We start from the raw sequence: 14,843 nt of genomic DNA, 5'->3' as shown, positions 1-14,843 counted from the left end.
TCACATTCACAAGCTATGATACGCACACACTTACGCCCCTTCTCACCGGGGGGTGGAAGGGGCGCAAGCGGAACGTATCGGTAGGATCCCGTGCGGCATGTCTGCCGGATGCGGGGCCGACGCGGCTCAGCAGCTCCCGGCGACGGCCCGCGACGGCCCGCGGCGCGTCACAACGCCTTGCGGAACTCCTCGGCGACGCGCAGGAAGATGTTGTTCCCCTCGCCCTCGCCTATCGTCACCCGCACCCCCTCGCCCGGGAACGGGCGCACCACCACGCCCGCCGCCTCGCACGCCACCGCGAAGTCCACCGTGCGCTCCCCCAGCCGCAGCCATACGAAGTTCGCCTGCGACTCGGGCACCGTCCACCCCTGCCCGACCAGCTCCTCGCTCACCCGCGCCCGCTCCGCGACCAGCGCGTCCACCCGCTCGCGCAGCGCGTCCTCGCTGCGCAGCGAGGCCACCGCCGCGTCCTGCGCCAGCTGGCTGACCCCGAAGGGCACCGCCGTCTTGCGCAGCGCGGCCGCGACCGGCTCATGCGCGATCGCGAAGCCGACGCGCAGCCCCGCCAGGCCGTACGCCTTGGAGAAGGTGCGCAGCACGCACACATTGGGCCGCTCCCGGTACAGCTCTATACCGTTCGGCACCCGCTCGTCCCGGATGAACTCGATGTACGCCTCGTCCAGCACCACCAGCACATCGGTCGGCACCCGGTCCAGGAAGCGGGTGAGACCGTCCCGGCCCACCACCGTGCCCGTCGGGTTGTTGGGGTTGCAGACGAAAATCAGCCGGGTGCGCTCGGTGACCGCGTCCGCCATCGCGTCCAGGTCGTGCACCTCGCCGTCGGTCAGCGGCACCCGCACCGACGTCGCCCCGGAGATCTGCGTGATGATCGGATATGCCTCGAAGGACCGCCAGGCGTACATCACCTCGTCGCCGGGCCCGGCCGTCGACTGCACCAGCTGCTGGGCCACGCCGACCGAGCCGGTGCCGGTGGCCAGATGCTCCCGCGGCACGTCGAAGCGGTCGGCCAGCTCGGCCGTCAGGGCGGTGCAGGCCAGGTCGGGATAGCGGTTGAAGGAGGCGGCGGTGGCCGTCGCGGTCTCCAGCACCCCCGCGAGCGGCGGATAGGGGTTCTCGTTCGAGGACAGCTTGAAGGCCGCCGGGCCGCCCGCCGCGGCCGGCTTGCCGGGCTTGTACGTCGGAATGCCGTCCAGCGCGGCACGCAGCTTGGGGCTCTTCTCAGTCACCGCGGCTCCTCCTCGACCGTCCCGTCCGTGCGCGGCGCCCGCGCACGTCGATACCTCACACTTTATGAGGCATCCTGGGCCCGGCGTACCGGCGAGCGGACCCTGGGGCACGGGCCGCGGGAACCCCGCGCGCGGTACCACGAGAACCCCGGCGCACGGAGTGCGAGGACCGGGCGCACGAGCCGGCCGGCCCCGGCGCGAAATGGCGTACAGCTGAGGGGGAGCGATTCCGCTTCTGCCGCGCGCCGGTGGCGAGCGCCCTGGCGCGCATCACCCGTGCAGGTGAGTTAAGACCTCTTCGAGACAACGACCAATCGACAGGCGTGGATATGCCAGAGGCGACTTCTGACCCACCCAACCGGTCAACTGACTTGATTTCCAAGGGAATTGGGCATAGCGCTCATGCAGAAACGTGCCTTCGACAGGCCGAGCCTACCCCCGCGCGAAGGGGCCACCCTCGCCCTACTATCGGCTCGCCATGACAGCAGCAGGGAAGCACCAGGTGAGCCGGTCGACCGGCCGCCGGCCGGGACGGGCGGGCATCCGGGACGTGGCCGCCGCAGCCGGGGTCTCGATCACGACCGTCTCCGACGCGCTCAACGGCAAGGGCCGGCTCCCGGACGCCACCCGCCGCCATGTCCGCGAGGTCGCCGACCGGCTGGGCTACCGCCCTTCCGCCGCGGCCCGCACCCTCCGTACCGGCAAGTCGGGCCTCATCGGCCTGACCGTGACCACCTACGGGGATGAACCTTTCACCTTCACCGAATTCGCGTACTTCGCGGAGATGGCGCGCGCCGCCACCTCCGCCGCGTTAGCCCGCGGCTACGCCCTCGTCATCCTGCCCGCCACCTCCCGCCACGACGTGTGGTCCAACGTCGCCCTCGACGGCACCATCGTCATCGACCCCTCCGACCACGACCCGGTCGTCACCGAACTGCTGCGCCAGGGCATCCCCGTGGTCAGCGACGGCCGCCCGGCCGGCACCCTCCCCGTCACCGCCTGGGTGGACAACGACCACGAGGCCGCCGTCCTCGGCCTGCTCGACCACCTCGCCGACTCCGGCGCCCGCCGCATCGGACTCCTCACCGGCACCACCACCGACACCTACACCCGGCTGTCCACCACCGCGTATCTGCACTGGTGCGAGCAGGTCGGGCAGGATCCGGTGTACGAGGAGTACCCGGCCCACGACCCGTGTGCCGGAGCCGTCGCCGCCGACCGCCTGCTGGCCCGCCCCGACCGCCCCGACGCCGTCTACGGCCTGTTCGACCCCAACGGCACCGATCTGCTGGCCGCCGCCCGCCGCCACGGTCTGCGCGTCCCCGACGACCTGCTGCTGGTGTGCTGCAGCGAGTCCGCCGTCTACCGCACCACCGAACCGCCCGTCACCACCCTCTCCCTCAAGCCCCGCCGGATCGGCACCGCCGCCGTACAGCTCTTGATCGACGCCATCGAGGTACCAGGCGCCGAGCACCCCCTCGAGCGGGTGATACCCACCGAACTGATCGTGCGGACGTCCTCGCAACGACGTCCGCCACGCACCACGGTCAGCGCGCCGCGCAGCCGTGCCGGGAGTTGACCTGAGGAAGACTTGAGGATGACGCGAGACGCACCCGAGCCCGATCGGCTTCTCCTACCGGGTCAATCCGGGATAAAAGACTGTCGAAGTGGGATCGCACCCCGATTGACGGCCCCCTGGTGCGTCACAAGCCCGTACGGTCATTCCTATGATGGGCGGACGACACCGCGGACCGCCCTCGACCAGGCATGGTCCACACGGTGGCACGGCGGCGCGATGGTGGAGGGGTCGATGACGCAGGGGGCCGGTCTGGGAGCCACGGCACGGACCACGGCGGCAGTCCCGCCCGTATCCGCGTACGGAACGTCCGCCACGCCCGGCCCGCTTCCGGGCGGCGCGGTCCCCCCCGCCCCGAACCCGTACGGCGGGATGCCCTACGGCACGGTCCCGCACGGCCGGGTCCCCCGCGATCCGGCCCAGCCCGCCCCGCACCAGGCCCCCCCGGCCCCCACGGCGCACCCCGCGCCGCAGGCCACGCCGCCCGCCGCGCCCGCCCGGCCCGCGGAGTACACCCCCACCGAGCGCTCCCTGCCGGTCATGGGCCCCGGCCACACCCTCCCGGACACCCCGCTGGTGCCCCCGCAGGACCGCCCGACCGTCGCCCTCACCCCGGTCCCCGACCCCGAGCGCTCCCAGGCGCCCGAGGCCGACGGGCCCGGCCCGCTGTACGTCGTGGGCGATGTACACGGCTACCTCGACGAGCTGCGCGAGGCGCTCGCCGCCCAAGGCCTGATCGACGCCAAGGGCAACTGGTCCGCGGGCAACGCCCGGCTCTGGTTCCTCGGCGACTTCACCGACCGTGGCCCCGACGGCATCGGCGTCATCGACCTGGTCATGCAGCTCTCCGCCGAGGCCGCGGCCGCCGGCGGCTACTGCAAGGCCCTGATGGGCAATCACGAACTGCTGCTCATCGGCGCCAAGCGGTTCGGCGACACCCCCGTCAACTCCGGGGCCGGCACCGCCTCCTTCCAGGCCGCCTGGCTCCTCAACGGCGGCCAGCGCACCGACATGGAGCGGCTCGAGGACCACCACCTGCAGTGGATGTCCCGGCTCGACGCGATGGCCGAGCAGGACGGCCACCTGCTCGTGCACTCCGACACCACCGCCTACCTCGAGTACGGCGACTCCATCGAGGCCGTCAACGACACCGTGACCGAGACGCTGCAGCGCAGCGACGCCGACGAGTGCTGGGACCTCTTCCGCAAGTTCACCAAGCGCTTCGCCTTCCGCGACGAGGACGCCGGCCCGCTGGCCGTCCGCGAACTGCTCGACACCTACGGCGGGCAGCGCATCGTCCACGGCCACAGCCCCATCCCGTATCTGCTCGGGGAGGTCGGCTCCGAGGACGACGAGGACGGCGGCGCGCCGACCGTCGAGGGCCCGCACGTCTACGCGGACAACCTCGCGGTCGCCATGGACGGCGGCGTCACCATGGCCGGAAAGCTATTGGTCGTGCAACTCCCGCTGGGCTCCTGAGCAATCTGGGGATTCATACCACGCCGCACGGGGAAGATAGACAGTTTCACCGACGCGGAGTGAATTCGGGAAATCTACTGTCACCCCACGCCGGATCGGCTCTACCATCGGCTTATCCGTAGCAGGCTCTCCTCCGTTTCCGCCCCACTGCCCGGTGACAGCCGGCACCAAGGCCCTACGGAGCATCGGGGGATGCACATGAACAGCGCTCCGCACCTGCTGATCGAGGACCGCCCGGAGTTCGAGCGGGTTCTCGATGAGGCGCTGCGTACCGCGGACCGTCGCGCGGACCTCAGCGGCATCGGGCAGCGGCTCAACAACGAGCAGCTGCGCACCATGGCGATGAACGCCGCGGCCGCCATCGCGGTCTGCGCGGCCGACGAGTACCACCACTTTCTGGCCGCCCGCGAGAAGCTGCGCCAGCCCGCGCCGACCGCCTGGCCCGACACCGTCGACGACAGCGAGTTCGCGGCCGGAGACACGGCGGGGGACGGCGCGGCGGGCGATGTGACGATCCCGGGCGGAGCGACGACCGCGGGCGAGGTGACGACCCCGGACGGGGTGACAACCGCGGGCGGGTTCGCCGCCACGGTGGGGGACGCGGCGTCCGGCGCGGGGCTCGTCGCCGTGCTCTCCGTCCTGGCCCCGGTCCTGGCCGGCACCGCGGCGGTCATCTTCCTCCTCGCCGGCTATCTGCTGCACCTGCTCCACCCCACGCCGTCGATAGCCCAGCCGATGGTCACCGCGGGCTGGCTGTTCGCCGCGCTCACCGCCGCGGGCCTGCTGATCGCCGCCGTCGGCCTCCTGCTCACCGCGATGCACAACGGCACCGGCGCGATCCGGGGCAGCGCGCGCAGCGCGCAACGGGAAGAGGTGGACCGCGCCAGGGAGGCCTGGCGGCTGGCGCTGCTGGAGCGGGGCGTGGTGCCCTTCCTACGCGACGCGCTGGCCGACCCGGCGGCCGCCGACGGCTCCCACACCTCCCCGGCCCCACCCCCCGCGTCCTCCCCGACGCGCCCCTCCTCGACCTACGCCCCCAACCGGTCCGAGGCCACCGGCCGCACACCCCACCTCGGCTACAGCCGTCCCGGTTTCTCCACGGAAGGCGACACCTCCAAGACCCGCCCGCGCTTCACCAGCCCGGACTTCACCAGCCCGGACTACGGCGGTTCGGAGCACCGGCCGGACTAGGCGGTCGACCGGTCGGCGGGCCGAGCACCCCGCCCGGTGATGGCCAGCACCCGAGCGAAGGCGTCGGCCCTGGGCCCTGGATCGGATGCCTCCCGGAACATGCCCGAGGCCCCGAGGCCCGGACCGAACGGCACCAGCCACTCCAGCGCGGCCTCGGCCAGCCCGGGCTCCGGCGTGAAGTCCACGCCGAGAGCCTGGGCGAGGTCCCAGGTATGCACGCACACGTCCCCCCAGCGGATCATCACGGCGGCGTCCCCGCTCAACTCGCCGAACACCGGATGCCGCACCACCCGCTCCAGCGCCCCCTCCCCCTCCGCCGCCCGCTCCACCCGCGCCACCCACGCCTCAACGGTGTCACCGGGCGCGGCGACGAGCTCCTCCCCTGTCAGGAGGGAGGTCGCCATGACGTGCCCGCCGATCACATGGCGCACCAGGTCGCGGATGGCCCACTCAGTGCAGGGAGTGGGCAGCTCCCAGTCTTCCTCCCTCGCTTTGCCGAGTATGTCGGCGAACTGGGCGTTGACGAGGCGCAGGGCATGACGGTTGTCCATCGGGCTCCTTCAGTTGATCGGCTGCTGGCTCGGCTCGTTCAGGGGGCGATGATCTCGCGCCAGCGGAATGATGCACTCCCCACCTTTTGAGCGAACTCGCCCTTAATCGTGGGACCTTCGCTCATTGGGATGCATAACGTCCGTCACGGAGGTGATGCTCCCCATGAGCACACAGAACACCCCGCCGAACCCGGCGGGCAAGCAGGACGCGATCGACATCAACGACTTTGTCTTCGCTGCGACCGGAGCCCGCGTGCGGCGACTGACGATGCCGGACGGGACCCACTGGTTCCCGGCGGTCGATGTGTGCGCGGAACTCAAGCACTCCAACTCGAGGGCGGCGATCCGTAGGCATGTCCCCGAGCACATGCGATGTGTACTCGAAACCGTAATTTCCCGTTACGGTTTGAGTATTCCCGCAGGTCAGGGACTCAAAAAGTCCATGGTGATGTGTAGCCTCAACGGCCTGATCCGACTCGTCAACGGCTGCGTGAAGCCCGAGTGCGAGCCGTTCAAGAACTGGGTGACCGAGGTCGTGGTCTCCATCCAGCGGCACGGTTCGTACGAGCTCGAGAAAGCCGAAGTGCAGCCGACGGCCCCGGACACCCCCACCGCCTACGCCATGCCGAAGGAGGTCGCCGACGCCATCGTCCGGCTTGAGGAGCACAACCTCGACATGGACGCGCAGATGCTCGCCATGCAGCGCGAGGCCCAGGAACTGCGCCGCGAGAGCATCGAAATGATGCGGAAGTCCGTGGAGGCACAGCGGGAAGCCCTCGAAGCACAGCGGGAAGCGCAGCGCGAGGCGGAGCGCGTCCAGCGCGAGATGATCGAGGCGATCCGCGAGTCCACCGCCGTGCAGCGGGAGTCGATCACCGCCGGGCAGACCGCCGCTCATGCGCTGATGCAGTGCATGGGTGAGACCTTTGTGGCGATCAATCGGCTCGCGGACCGCATCGGAAACCTCGCCGACAGCATTCCACGCCACTGGCGGGACCTGCCCGAGCCGCCCAAGGTGGTGACGCCGGCCTCGGTGATCGCCGAGTGGCGCGAGCACAACCTCGTGGTCACTGCCGACATCTGGGCCGTGGCGGCGTACATCCTGCCCGCGATCATCGAGCACGGCGAATGCCTGTACCCGCTGAGCGCCATCGCGACCGTCACCGGGCTCACCGAGCACCGCGTACATGACGCGCTGCGCATGCTGCAGAAGCGCGGCTGCGTCCGGCAGACCGGGGTGACCCCGGACGGCGCTCCGGTGTACGTCCTGAAGTAGTCCGCCCCCAGCACGGGATGAGGGCCCGAAGTCGCAATCCGAAGTTGCGGCTTCGGGCCCTCGCGCACGTTATCGTCGCTCAGTCCGCGAGCGGCAGATATACGCGATTACCCGCCGCCGCGAACTCCTTCGACTTCTCCGCCATCCCGGCCTCCACCTCGGCCGCGTCCATCGCGCCCCCGTGCTCGCGCCGGATGTCCTGGCTGATCTTCATGGAGCAGAACTTCGGCCCGCACATGGAGCAGAAATGCGCCGTCTTCGCCGGTTCCGCCGGGAGCGTCTCGTCGTGGAAGGCGCGCGCCGTGTCCGGGTCGAGGGCCAGGTTGAACTGGTCCTCCCAGCGGAATTCGAAGCGGGCGTCGGACAGGGCGTCGTCCCACTCCTGGGCGCCGGGGTGGCCCTTGGCGAGGTCGGCCGCGTGGGCGGCGATCTTGTAGGTGATGACGCCGGTCTTGACGTCGTCGCGATCCGGCAGGCCCAGGTGTTCCTTCGGCGTGACGTAGCAGAGCATCGCCGTGCCCCACCAGGCGATCATCGCCGCGCCGATGCCCGAGGTGATGTGGTCGTAGGCAGGGGCGATATCGGTGGTGAGGGGGCCGAGGGTGTAGAAGGGGGCCTCTTCGCAGATCTCCTGCTGGAGGTCGACGTTCTCCTTGATCTTGTGCATCGGGACATGGCCCGGGCCCTCGATCATCGTCTGGACGTTGTGCCGCTTGGCGATCCGGTTGAGCTCACCGAGCGTGCGCAACTCGGCGAACTGCGCCTCGTCGTTGGCGTCGGCGATAGAGCCTGGGCGCAGTCCGTCGCCGAGCGAGTAGGTGACGTCGTACGCGGCGAGGATCTCGCAGAGCTCCTCGAAGTGGGTGTAGAGGAACGACTCCTTGTGGTGGGCCAGGCACCACGCCGCCATGATGGAGCCGCCGCGCGAGACGATGCCGGTCTTGCGGCGGGCGGTCAGCGGGACGTACGGCAGTCGCACGCCCGCGTGCACCGTCATGTAGTCGACGCCTTGCTCGGCCTGTTCGATGACGGTGTCCTTGTAGATCTCCCAGGTCAGCTCCTCGGCCTTGCCGTCGACCTTCTCCAGAGCCTGGTACAGGGGCACCGTGCCGATGGGAACGGGGGAGTTGCGCAGCACCCACTCGCGGGTGGTGTGGATATTGCGGCCGGTGGAGAGGTCCATGACCGTGTCGGCGCCCCAGCGGGTCGCCCAGGTCATCTTCTCGACCTCCTCCTCGATGGAGGACGTGACGGCTGAGTTGCCGATGTTGGCGTTGACCTTCACCAGGAATCGCTTGCCGATGATCATCGGCTCGATCTCCGGGTGGTTGACGTTGGCCGGGAGGACCGCCCGGCCGGCCGCGATCTCCTCGCGGACCACCTCGGGGGAGACGTTCTCGCGGAGCGCGACGTACTCCATCTCCGCGGTGATCTCGCCGCGGCGGGCGTAGGCGAGCTGTGTCACGGCGGCGCCGTCCCGGCCCCGGCGGGGCTGGCGGGGGCGGCCGGGGAAGACCGCGTCGAGGTTGCGCAGCCCCCCGCGCGGCGTGGTGTGCTTGATGCCGTCGTCCTCGGGGCGGACGGGGCGGCCCGCGTACTCTTCGGTGTCGCCGCGGGCGAGGATCCAGTTCTGCCGCAACGGCGCGAGGCCGCGGCGGACATCTGTCTCGATCTGGGGGTCGGTGTACGGGCCGGAGGTGTCGTACAGCGTGACGTCCTGGCCATTGGTGAGGTGCACTCGGCGGACCGGGACCTGGAGGTCCGGACGCGAGCCGGTGACATATCCCTTATGCCAGCCGAACTCGCGCTTTTCGGGCGTGCGTGCATCCTGCAGAGTCATTGAGACCCACTCCCTACGCCGGCATTACCCGGTAACAGGTTCAGCGGTCGGCGCAGCCAAGGAAGTCAGCGCCCTCTCAGCCCGGTGCTCCGAGCTCCCGCGATTGCAAAGGTGTCACCCACGCTAACGGTTCTCCCGCGGCGATGAACAGAGGGCCCTCGCTCTTGCGATGATCTGACGGTGACCTCGACACCGCAGCGGCAGCACCACCCGGATGAGCCCGGCCACACGCCCGGCCACGCTCACGGCCACTCGCACAGCCATGGCCCGGCCACGCCCGTCTCCGCCCACCTGCGCAAGGTCATCGCGGCGGTCCTGATCCCCTTCGCCGCAGCCGTCGTCGCCGGGCTGATCGTGCTGTGGCCGGGCGGCACGCCCGACCACAAGGCCCATGAGCGCAGCGGGCTCGGCTTCGACCAGCAGACCGTGGCCGGGCGGGTGGTGAAGGTCGAGGAGGTCAACTGCGCCGACGTCAACGCCCAGCCGCAGCAGCCCGCCGAGCCGGGCCAGGCGGCCGCGGACCAGGAGAGCGCGGCCGGGGGATCGGGCAAGAAGTCCGTTTGTGAGAAGGCGACCATCGAGGTCACATCAGGGAAGGACAAAGGACGCAGATTTGAGGAAATCGTACAGCCGAACGCGTCCCGTACCTACTCCGCCGGTCAGAAGCTGAAGCTGGCGTACGCGCCCAAGGCGCCGAAGAATCTGCAGTACTCCGTCTCGGACGTCGACCGGACGCTGCCCATGGCGCTGCTCGCCGGGCTGTTCGCGCTCGCGGTCGTGGCCGTCGGGCGGCTGCGCGGCGTCTTCGCGCTGGTGGCGCTGGCGGTCAGCTTCGGGGTGCTGACGCAGTTCATCCTCCCGGCGATCCTGGACGGCTCCAACCCGCTGGTCGTCGCGGTGGTCGGGGGCAGCGCGATCATGCTCATCGCGCTGTACATGTGCCATGGGCTGACGGCTCGTACGTCCGTCGCCGTGCTCGGCACGCTCACCTCACTGCTGCTGATCGGCTTGCTGGGCTCGCTGTTCATCGGCTGGGCGAGCCTGACGGGCAACACCGACGACCAGACGGGGCTGGTCCACGGCCTCTATCCGAACATCGAGATCCGCGGTCTGCTGCTGGCCGGGGTGATCATCGGGTCGTTGGGGGTGCTGGACGACGTGACCGTCACCCAGACCTCCGCGGTGTGGGAGCTCAGGGAGGCGGACCCCACGGCGGGCTGGCGCAAGCTGTACGCGGCCGCGATGCGCATCGGGCGGGACCATATCGCGTCCGTCGTGAACACCCTGGTGCTCGCGTACGCGGGCGCCTCGCTGCCGCTGCTGCTCCTGTTCTCGATCGCGGACAGCGGCGTGGGGACGGTGGCGACGAGCGAGATCGTCGCGCAGGAGATCGTACGGACGCTCGTGGGCAGCATCGGCCTCGTCGCCTCGGTGCCGGTGACCACCGCGCTTGCCGCGCTCGTGGTCTCCGCGGACCGCGCGCCACAGGGCGGCGCGGAGCAGGGGGGCCACGGGGGCCGGGGCGGGCGCGGACGACGACGCCGCGCGCGCGGACGCTGAGTGCGGCCGGGGGCACCTCCCAGCGGTAGCCGGGGGAGAACCGAGCCGCCCCCAAAGAGGTGCCGCCGCTAGCCGGCGTACCGGTCCTCCGCGAGGATCCGGTCGAGTTCCGCGTCCAGGTCGCCGACCGGATCGCAGGCCGCCTGCTCCTGGCCGAACGGAACCACCCGGTCCGTGCGATCCAGGAAGGCCACCAGCGGGGCGGCGCCGGCCCGGAACAGGGCCCGTTCGGCTCCCACTTGGAGTCTGATGAAGACGTCCGAAACCCCCTCCGGTGAGGCCGGGGCGATGCGTACATCGCCCTCGCCCGAGGGTTTGCTCAGCCCGTCCAGTAGCAACTCCCGGGCGAAGGCCCAGCTGACGGGCGCGTCGCCGGGCAGGTGGAAGGTGATCTCGACTGCGTACGGGTCGCTGCTGTCGTAGGACAGCTCGACCGGGATCCGGAAGGAGAGGTCCTGGGAGACCAGGAAGGTCATCGTCACTTCTGCCTGGACTGTGTCGCGCATGTCACGCATCGTTCGCCGCCCCGAGTTGATTGCGAATGGCCAGGTTTGAACGCCCTGGCCTCTTGACGCCATGGTCCGCCTGGCTCCAGCGGGCCACAAGAAGTGAATTTTCAGATATTGATAGGGATTGAGAGGGAGCTGATATCTCGGACGACTCTGGAGCGTAGCGACTCGACTGCGGGGCGGAGTCGGTTTGCCTCATGTGAGGGACTGGAAATGGCCAGAGTTGCCGCGGCTGTCCGCACGGCGGCGATCGAGGAGATCGGCGCGGGCGGGCGGATCCGCGTCCCGGGCCGGGCGGGGCGGCGCCGGCCTATGACGTGGGAGTTCAAAGCCGGTTCACCGGCCGCGGCCATGTTCGCTTTCGTCAACAGGCACCCCCGGGGTGTGTTGCGAGGCAGACGCCCGGAACGGGAGGCGTCGAGCACTCGAACTCTAACCGGAACGGTGCCGTCAAACTGAGGTTTGGAACGCGCGTATCCCCCGCGCGGCGTACCCGGATCCCGCGGCGACGCCTCCGCGCCGCCGGGTCACCAGTCGCCGCGGGACGACGAGGACGAGCTGAACTTCCGTACGAGGTAGATCAGACCGGCGACGAGCGCCACCAGCAGCAGCGCCTTGAAGACCAGATTGACCACGAAGCCGACCACGCTCATGATCAGGCCGCCGAACACGGCCAGCACGAGGATCGGAATCGCGACCCATGTCACCCACCACGGCAAGCCCTGAAGTATGCCCTTCGTCGCCACGTCGATCCCTGCTTTCTTCGCTGAGCCAGTCGGTCCGGGCCGCAGCTGCTATGCCGACCCGGATCCCCCGCCTTCGATGCTAGGACGGCCGCCAAGCGAAAACAGGCCCCACGTCCCCCGTCCTCCCCTGACCGGACCCCTACGGGACGCGGGGCGGGCACATCAGCTCTCAGGGGGAGAGAAGACCACCATGACCCGCAGGTCCTCGGTGATGTGGTGGAACTTGTGCGCCACACCGGCCGGCACGTACACCACGCTGCCGCGCGCCACCTGTGTGGTCTCCATCCCCACCGTGATCGACGCCCGCCCGCTCATCACCAGGTACACCTCGTCCTGGCGGTGCGGCTGCTGTGGGTCGGTCTGCCCCGCGTCCAGCGCGTACAGCCCGACGGACATGTTCCGCTCACGCAGGAACTGCAGGTACGCGCCGTCGTTCGCGGCCCGCTCCGCCTCCAGCTCGTCCAGCCGGAACGCCTTCATTCGCCTCTCCGCCCCTTGCTCCCCGGCCCTGCACAGCGCGGGACCTGTTCTGCGACGATCTCAACCATGAAGAATCTTCTCGTCAAGACGATCGCCAACGCGGGTGCCCTCTGGGTGGCCGTCTGGCTCCTCAAGGACATCACGCTGACCGGCGAAAACGCCGGACGCAAGGCGATCACGCTCATTCTCGTGGCTCTCGTGTTCGGCCTGGTGAACGTCGTGGTCAAGCCAGTGGTCAAACTGCTGGCCTTTCCGCTGTTCATTCTCACTCTCGGGCTGATCACCCTGGTGATCAACGCCCTGATGCTGCTGCTGACCTCCTGGCTGGCCGACAAACTGGACCTGGCCTTCCACGTCGAGGGCTTCGGGACGGCCGTGATAGGCGCGCTGATCATCTCCATCGTCGCCTGGGCCCTGCACGTCGTCCTGCCCGACGACAAGGACTGAGCGCCCGTCGAGGATGATGGGACGCATGAGAGCCCCGTCGCCCTACCGCGTCTGTTTCGTCTGCACCGGCAACATATGCCGCTCTCCGATGGCCGAATCCGTCTTCCGCGCATACGCCGGGGAAGCGGGATTCGACGGCCTCGTCGAGGTGGACAGCGCGGGTACCGGCCCCTGGCACGAGGGCGACGGGGCGGACCGGCGCGCCATCTCCGTACTCACGGCCCACGGCTATGAGCAGAGTCACATCGCGCGGCAGTTCCAGGCCGGGTGGTTCTCCGCCCTCGACCTGGTGATCGCCCTGGACAGCGGTCACCTGCGGGAGCTGCGCGCCCTCGCTCCGACGCCCGAGGACGCGGCGAAGGTGCGGCTGCTGCGCGACTACGACCCACATGCGAACCCGGACGCCCTCGGCGGCCTGGACGTGCCCGACCCGTACTTCGGCGGGACGGACGACTTCGAGGCGTGCCTGGAGATGATCGAGGCGGCGAGCGAGGGGCTGCTGGACGCGGTGAGCGAAGCCCTCGCCACCCGGGGCACCCCCGCACCGGCCGCCTCAGCCGCCCCTGTTACCTCCGTCACACCACCCGCCCCGGAAGAGAACGCATGACGAGCGAGCACATCACTGGCGGGCGCGCGGCAGGCGATGGCACGCGAGCCGTACGGGCCGGGCTGCCCGAGGCCGAGGCATATGAGCCGACCCTGCCGGGCCCGGCCTTCGCCGCCCACTACCACCTGCCCGGCGACGCCGACGTCCGCCAGGGCCCGTACACCTACGGCCGGGACGCCAACCCCACCTGGACCGGGTTGGAGCGGGCCATCAGCGAGCTGGAGTCGCCCGACGCCGACGCCGAGACCGTCGTCTTCGCCTCCGGCATGGGCGCGATCTCCGCGGTGCTGCTGTCCCAGCTGGGGCAGGGCGATGCGGCCGTCCTGCCCTCCGACGGCTATCAGCTCCTGGCCCCGCTCGGCGAGCGGCTGAGGAACTACGGCATCGAGGTGCGCACCGCGCCCACCGGCGGCGACGCCCAGCTGCCCCTCCTGGACGGCGCGCCGGACGCGGGCGGCAGACCCCATAACGAACCGCAGCCCGTGAAGCTGCTGTGGATCGAGTCCCCGGCCAACCCGGGCCTGGACGTATGCGACATCCGCCGGCTGGCCGACGCCGCCCACGAGCGGGGCGCGCTGGTCGCCGTCGACAACACCCTGGCCACCCCGCTCGGCCAGCGCCCCCTCGACCTCGGCGCGGACTTCTCCGTCGCCAGCGGCACCAAGGCGCTCACCGGCCACGGCGACGTCCTGCTCGGCTATGTCACCTGCCGCGACCCGGGCCTGGCCGCCTCCGTACGCGCCTGGCGCAAGATGGCCGGCGGGATCCCCGGCCCCATGGAGGCATGGCTCGCGCACCGCTCCCTGGCCACCCTCCAGCTGCGCGTCGACCGCCAGGCCCGGACCGCGCTCGCCCTGGCCGAGGCGCTGCGCGAGCGCCCCGAGGTCACCGGGGTGCGCCACCCCGGGCTGCCGACCGACCCCGCGCACCGCGTCGCGGCGGCCCAGATGCGCGGCGGGCGCTTCGGCTGTGTGGTCTCCTTCGTCCTCCCCGGCCGGGAGCACGCCGATCGCTTCCTGGCCGCCCTGCGCCTGGTCGACGACGCGACCAGCTTCGGCGGCGTACGGTCCACGGCCGAGCGGCGCGGGCGGTGGGGCGGCGACGCCGTGCCGGACGGCTTCATCCGCTTCTCGGTGGGTGCCGAGGACCCGGACGATCTGATCGCGGATGTGCTGCGGGCACTCGCCGAGGCACAGGGCGCGGCACGGGGCGCGGCACAGGGCTGACGGCGGCCGACCGCGCGCCCCTCGGGATCAGGCCATGCCGGACGGGCGTCTCAAGCCTCCCCCCTCGTGGCTTGAGACGCCCCGGTTCTCTCATGGAGAACCGCTTGA

14 protein-coding genes and 1 riboswitch are annotated in these 14,843 nt (G+C 70.4%); of the genes, 8 read left to right on the top strand and 6 right to left on the bottom strand.

Annotated elements, in window-relative coordinates:
- Positions 1-167: 167 nt before the first annotated feature.
- The gene (gene hisC / locus PV419_RS15250) at positions 168-1,247 is read right to left on the bottom strand and encodes a histidinol-phosphate transaminase (protein ID WP_319688881.1); all 1,080 of its coding nucleotides are present in this window, start codon (positions 1,245-1,247) and stop codon (positions 168-170) included.
- Positions 1,248-1,725: 478 nt separating this feature from the next.
- Here hisC and PV419_RS15245 point away from each other — a divergent pair, with 478 nt between their 5' ends.
- The 3 genes from PV419_RS15245 (at position 1,726) to PV419_RS15235 (ending at position 5,493) form a co-directional block, all read left to right on the top strand.
- Positions 1,726-2,826, top strand: a complete 1,101-nt coding sequence (locus PV419_RS15245) for a LacI family DNA-binding transcriptional regulator (RefSeq protein ID WP_319688879.1) — start codon at positions 1,726-1,728, stop codon at positions 2,824-2,826.
- 216 nt (positions 2,827-3,042) lie between these two features.
- On the top strand, positions 3,043-4,302 hold the full coding sequence (locus tag PV419_RS15240) for a metallophosphoesterase (RefSeq protein WP_415925306.1): 1,260 nt from the start codon (positions 3,043-3,045) through the stop codon (positions 4,300-4,302).
- A 192-nt stretch (positions 4,303-4,494) separates the two neighbouring features.
- Positions 4,495-5,493 (top strand): hypothetical protein, encoded by a 999-nt coding sequence (locus tag PV419_RS15235; protein ID WP_319688874.1) that lies wholly within the window; start codon positions 4,495-4,497, stop codon positions 5,491-5,493.
- Here the strand turns inward: PV419_RS15235 and PV419_RS15230 are convergent.
- Positions 5,490-6,044 (bottom strand): TIGR03086 family metal-binding protein, encoded by a 555-nt coding sequence (locus tag PV419_RS15230; RefSeq protein ID WP_319688872.1) that lies wholly within the window; start codon positions 6,042-6,044, stop codon positions 5,490-5,492. The genes PV419_RS15235 and PV419_RS15230 overlap by 4 nt on opposite strands.
- A 163-nt stretch (positions 6,045-6,207) precedes the next feature.
- Here PV419_RS15230 and PV419_RS15225 point away from each other — a divergent pair, with 163 nt between their 5' ends.
- On the top strand, positions 6,208-7,320 hold the full coding sequence (locus tag PV419_RS15225; RefSeq protein WP_319688870.1) for a BRO family protein: 1,113 nt from the start codon (positions 6,208-6,210) through the stop codon (positions 7,318-7,320).
- A gap of 79 nt (positions 7,321-7,399) precedes the next feature.
- Here PV419_RS15225 and thiC read toward each other — a convergent pair whose 3' ends face one another.
- Positions 7,400-9,160 carry a phosphomethylpyrimidine synthase ThiC gene (gene thiC / locus PV419_RS15220; RefSeq protein ID WP_319688868.1) on the bottom strand — a complete coding sequence of 587 codons (1,761 nt, stop codon included), beginning with the start codon at positions 9,158-9,160 and terminating at the stop codon, positions 7,400-7,402.
- Positions 9,154-9,271: riboswitch (TPP riboswitch) on the bottom strand. (Overlaps the previous gene by 7 nt.)
- Before the next feature lie 69 nt (positions 9,272-9,340).
- Between thiC and PV419_RS15215 the strand changes: the two genes are divergently transcribed.
- Positions 9,341-10,720: a YibE/F family protein gene (locus tag PV419_RS15215; protein WP_319688866.1), complete on the top strand. Its 1,380-nt coding sequence runs from the start codon at positions 9,341-9,343 to the stop codon at positions 10,718-10,720.
- Positions 10,721-10,788: 68 nt separating this feature from the next.
- Here PV419_RS15215 and PV419_RS15210 read toward each other — a convergent pair whose 3' ends face one another.
- From PV419_RS15210 to PV419_RS15200, 3 genes are all read right to left on the bottom strand, one after another.
- Positions 10,789-11,226, bottom strand: coding sequence for an SsgA family sporulation/cell division regulator (locus PV419_RS15210; protein WP_319688864.1), 438 nt, complete (start codon positions 11,224-11,226; stop codon positions 10,789-10,791).
- 530 nt (positions 11,227-11,756) lie between these two features.
- Positions 11,757-11,975, bottom strand: a complete 219-nt coding sequence (locus PV419_RS15205; protein ID WP_319688862.1) for a DUF5326 family protein — start codon at positions 11,973-11,975, stop codon at positions 11,757-11,759.
- A 162-nt stretch (positions 11,976-12,137) separates the two neighbouring features.
- Positions 12,138-12,455, bottom strand: coding sequence for a cupin domain-containing protein (locus PV419_RS15200; RefSeq protein WP_319688860.1), 318 nt, complete (start codon positions 12,453-12,455; stop codon positions 12,138-12,140).
- Between the two features lie 66 nt (positions 12,456-12,521).
- Here PV419_RS15200 and PV419_RS15195 point away from each other — a divergent pair, with 66 nt between their 5' ends.
- The 3 genes from PV419_RS15195 to PV419_RS15185 are packed head-to-tail and all read left to right on the top strand — an operon-like array spanning position 12,522 to position 14,735.
- Positions 12,522-12,902: a phage holin family protein gene (locus PV419_RS15195; RefSeq protein WP_319688858.1), complete on the top strand. Its 381-nt coding sequence runs from the start codon at positions 12,522-12,524 to the stop codon at positions 12,900-12,902.
- Between the two features lie 25 nt (positions 12,903-12,927).
- The gene (locus tag PV419_RS15190) at positions 12,928-13,509 is read left to right on the top strand and encodes a low molecular weight protein-tyrosine-phosphatase (RefSeq protein ID WP_319688856.1); all 582 of its coding nucleotides are present in this window, start codon (positions 12,928-12,930) and stop codon (positions 13,507-13,509) included.
- On the top strand, positions 13,506-14,735 hold the full coding sequence (locus PV419_RS15185) for a cystathionine gamma-lyase (RefSeq protein WP_319688855.1): 1,230 nt from the start codon (positions 13,506-13,508) through the stop codon (positions 14,733-14,735). The genes PV419_RS15190 and PV419_RS15185 overlap by 4 nt, the downstream gene beginning before the upstream one ends.
- Positions 14,736-14,843 lie beyond the last annotated feature (108 nt).

Source organism: Streptomyces sp. ME19-01-6, from assembly GCF_033793745.1.
Lineage (GTDB): Bacteria > Actinomycetota > Actinomycetes > Streptomycetales > Streptomycetaceae > Streptomyces.
This window is presented reverse-complemented; position numbering and strand designations above follow the sequence as displayed.

Bases quoted from the DNA above. Each gene is read 5' to 3' on its own strand.
- PV419_RS15230 (WP_319688872.1), bottom strand. From the start codon at position 6,044: ATGGACAACCGTCATGCCCTGCGCCTCGTCAACGCCCAGTTCGCCGAC.
- PV419_RS15240 (WP_415925306.1), top strand. From the start codon at position 3,043: ATGGTGGAGGGGTCGATGACGCAGGGGGCCGGTCTGGGAGCCACGGCA.
- PV419_RS15245 (WP_319688879.1), top strand. From the start codon at position 1,726: ATGACAGCAGCAGGGAAGCACCAGGTGAGCCGGTCGACCGGCCGCCGG.
- thiC (WP_319688868.1), bottom strand. From the start codon at position 9,160: ATGACTCTGCAGGATGCACGCACGCCCGAAAAGCGCGAGTTCGGCTGG.
- PV419_RS15210 (WP_319688864.1), bottom strand. From the start codon at position 11,226: ATGCGCGACACAGTCCAGGCAGAAGTGACGATGACCTTCCTGGTCTCC.
- PV419_RS15185 (WP_319688855.1), top strand. From the start codon at position 13,506: ATGACGAGCGAGCACATCACTGGCGGGCGCGCGGCAGGCGATGGCACG.
- PV419_RS15225 (WP_319688870.1), top strand. From the start codon at position 6,208: ATGAGCACACAGAACACCCCGCCGAACCCGGCGGGCAAGCAGGACGCG.
- PV419_RS15195 (WP_319688858.1), top strand. From the start codon at position 12,522: ATGAAGAATCTTCTCGTCAAGACGATCGCCAACGCGGGTGCCCTCTGG.
- PV419_RS15200 (WP_319688860.1), bottom strand. From the start codon at position 12,455: ATGAAGGCGTTCCGGCTGGACGAGCTGGAGGCGGAGCGGGCCGCGAAC.
- PV419_RS15235 (WP_319688874.1), top strand. From the start codon at position 4,495: ATGCACATGAACAGCGCTCCGCACCTGCTGATCGAGGACCGCCCGGAG.
- PV419_RS15190 (WP_319688856.1), top strand. From the start codon at position 12,928: ATGAGAGCCCCGTCGCCCTACCGCGTCTGTTTCGTCTGCACCGGCAAC.